5 protein-coding genes are annotated in these 2,818 nt (G+C 57.0%); all 5 read left to right on the top strand.

Features of this window, described 5'->3' with window-relative positions; translation table 11 throughout:
* Window positions 1-54 precede the first annotated feature (54 nt).
* From DM374_RS32300 to DM374_RS32280, 5 genes are read left to right on the top strand one after another with little or no spacing between them, the layout of a single operon-like run.
* Window positions 55-567: a DUF3304 domain-containing protein gene (locus tag DM374_RS32300; RefSeq protein WP_110973511.1), complete on the top strand. Its 513-nt coding sequence runs from the start codon at window positions 55-57 to the stop codon at window positions 565-567.
* Window positions 564-1,109, top strand: a complete 546-nt coding sequence (locus DM374_RS32295) for a DUF3304 domain-containing protein (protein WP_110973510.1) — start codon at window positions 564-566, stop codon at window positions 1,107-1,109. Before DM374_RS32300 ends, DM374_RS32295 begins: the two co-directional genes overlap by 4 nt.
* On the top strand, window positions 1,109-1,654 hold the full coding sequence (locus DM374_RS32290) for a DUF3304 domain-containing protein (protein ID WP_110973509.1): 546 nt from the start codon (window positions 1,109-1,111) through the stop codon (window positions 1,652-1,654). The genes DM374_RS32295 and DM374_RS32290 overlap by 1 nt, the downstream gene beginning before the upstream one ends.
* Window positions 1,651-2,196 carry a DUF3304 domain-containing protein gene (locus tag DM374_RS32285; RefSeq protein WP_225422675.1) on the top strand — a complete coding sequence of 182 codons (546 nt, stop codon included), beginning with the start codon at window positions 1,651-1,653 and terminating at the stop codon, window positions 2,194-2,196. Before DM374_RS32290 ends, DM374_RS32285 begins: the two co-directional genes overlap by 4 nt.
* Window positions 2,196-2,741, top strand: coding sequence for a DUF3304 domain-containing protein (locus tag DM374_RS32280; RefSeq protein WP_110973508.1), 546 nt, complete (start codon window positions 2,196-2,198; stop codon window positions 2,739-2,741). The genes DM374_RS32285 and DM374_RS32280 overlap by 1 nt, the downstream gene beginning before the upstream one ends.
* The last annotated feature ends 77 nt before the right edge of the window (window positions 2,742-2,818 follow it).

Here is a 2,818-nt window from a genome sequence, read left to right as displayed (position 1 = left end):
TGTGAGAACCCTACGCAGAGTTGCAGCGGGCGCGTTGGCCTGGCAGCGACGGTCATGCTGTGCGGATTGCTTTGCATGCCGATGGGAAGGAGCGCAGAGGCGGGAATTCTTGAGGGGGTCAATCACACGCACTGGGCGGTCAATCATTTCAGTGTCGATGGTCGGTATGGAGTGGACATTATCGGACCTTGGCAGGGTGGTGGAGGCGGTCACTACAGCGTGTCCGGGCCGTGGCAACCTGGAATGATAGTGCGTGTCGATTGGGAAACAGGAGTCGCCTATACCGACGACTTTCCAGGTTTCGGGGATTGGCCAAAGTATGCGGAGTGGAAAAAGAAGATTCACGCCCAAAAACGCCAACACACCAAACAAGTCCCAGTCCCCGATTACACAGGCCAACCCACCTGCGGCCTGACCGTGCATTTCCTGCCATGTGACGAAATCCAGGTCACCACCTCCTGCCATCGCTATGGCAGCCCTGAATACCCGATCAAAACGCCTCTCAACCTGCCGGAGCCGCAGTCATGCCCTGTGACCGGAGATTCACCCACGGGAGACGCTTCATGATGAGTTTCTTCGTTCAGGCAAGGCGCCTTGTCATTTGTGGATTGGCTGGCGCGTTGTTTATCCCTGCTGCTCAAGCCGGAATCATCGAGGGGGTTAACCACACCCATTGGGCGATCAACAAGTTCAGCGTTGATGGGTTGTCGGGGTTGGATACGATCGGGCCTTGGCAAAGAGGTGGAGGAGGGCATTTCAGTTTGCCCTCACGCTGGAAACCAGGGATGACGGTGCAGGTTGATTGGCAGACGGGAGTTGGTAGTTCCCAGGATTTTCCTGGTTTTGATGATTGGGAAAAAATCGTGGAGTGGAGAGCTAGAGTCGTCGCCCAACGGCGCCAGCACAGTCGATCAGTGCCTGTTCCGAGTTACTCCGAACAGAGCACCTGTGGAATCACCGTGCACTTTTTACCGTGTGACGAGATTCAGGTCGCTACTTCCTGTTATGCCTACGGCCACCCTGAGTACCCGATCAGAACGCCTCTCAACCTGCCGGAGCCGCAGTCATGCCCCGTGGTCGAGCGCGTCCGTGGCGAAGGAGCCTCTTGATGAATACCTTCTTTCGAGTATCGCGTCTGGTTGCCGCGTATGGATTGGTGAGTGGCTTGTGTATGCCAGTAGCTCAGGCCGGAATCATCGAGGGGGTTAACCATACCCACTGGGCGATCAACAAGTTCAGCGTTGACGGGCGTTCCGGGCTGGACATCATCGGGCCGTGGCAGGGCGGTGGAGGTGGTCACTACAGTGTGTCCGGGAAATGGCAACCCGGGATGACAGTACAAGTTGATTGGGAAACGGGTGTCGGAAGTTCCTCTGGATTTCCGGGTACTGCTGACTGGGAAAGGTTCTTGGCTTGGGAAAGAGAGATTCAAGGCCAAAAACGCCAGCACACCCAACAAGTCCCTGTCCCCGACTACACCGGCCAGTCCACCTGTGGCCTGACCGTGCATTTCCTGCCATGCGATGAAATCCAGGTCACCACGTCCTGTCATCGCTATGGCAGCCCTGAGTACCCGATCAAGACCCCGCTGAAACTGCCGAAGCCGCAGTCATGCCCTGTGACCGGAGATTCATCCACGGGAGACGCTTCATGATGAGTTTCTTCGTTCAGGCAAGGCGCATTGTCATTTGTGAATTGGCTGGCGCGTTGTTTATCCCTGCTGCTCAGGCCGGAATTATTGAGGGTGTGAACCATACCCATTGGGCGATCAACAAGTTCAGCGTCGATGGGCGGTCGGCGCTGGACATAATCGGACCTTGGCAAGGTGGTGGGGGAGGGTACTTCAGCATGCCTGCGCGGTGGTCCCCAAGGATGACGGTGAAGGTGCAGTGGGAGACGGGAATCGCCTATCCCGATGGCTTTCCCGGGTTTCAGAACTCTGAGGCTTATGACGCCTGGCTGGCGAAAATACGAGCGCAGAATCGGCAACTCAGCAAAGTTGTCCCTGTTCCTGATTACACAGGTGAGGACGTTTGCGGCATCACGATTCATTTTCTGCCTTGCGATGAGTTGCAAGTCACCACCTCCTGCCATCGCTACGGCAGCGATGAATACCCGATCAAAATCCCGCTGGAACTCCCGGAACCGCAGTCATGCCCCGTGGTCGAGCGCGTCCGTGCTGAAGGAGCCTCTTGATGAAAGCTTTCTTTCGAGCATCGCGCCTGGTTGCCGCATGTGGGGTGGCGAGTGGCTTGTGCATGCCAGTAGCTCAGGCCGGAATCATCAAGGGGGTGAACCACACCCATTGGGCGATCAACAAGTTCAGCGTCGACGGGCGTTCCGGGCTGGACATCATCGGGCCGTGGCAGGGCGGTGGAGGTGGTCACTACAGTGTGCCCGGGAAATGGCAACCCGGAATGACGGTACGTGTTGATTGGGAAACAGGCATCGCATTTTCAGATGACGTTCCTGATTTTGACGACTGGCCGAAGTATATGGAGTGGAAACAAAGGGTCAATGCCCAGAAACAGCAACAGTCCAGGCACGCACCGGTCCCCGACTACACGGGCCAGTCCACCTGCGGCCTGACCGTGCATTTCCTGCCATGCGATGAAATCCAGGTCACCACCTCCTGCCATCGCTACGGCAGCCCTGAGTACCCGATCAAAACGCCACTGAAACTCCCGAAGCCGCAGTCATGCCCTGTGACCGGAGATTCACCCACGGGAGACGCTTCATGATGGGTTTCCTCGTTCAGGCAAGGCGCGTTGCCATTTGTGGATTGGCTGGCGTGTTGTTTATCCCTGCTGCTCAGGCC

Origin of the sequence: Pseudomonas huaxiensis (genome assembly GCF_003231275.1) — a bacterium.
Lineage (GTDB): Bacteria > Pseudomonadota > Gammaproteobacteria > Pseudomonadales > Pseudomonadaceae > Aquipseudomonas > Aquipseudomonas huaxiensis.
This window is presented reverse-complemented; position numbering and strand designations above follow the sequence as displayed.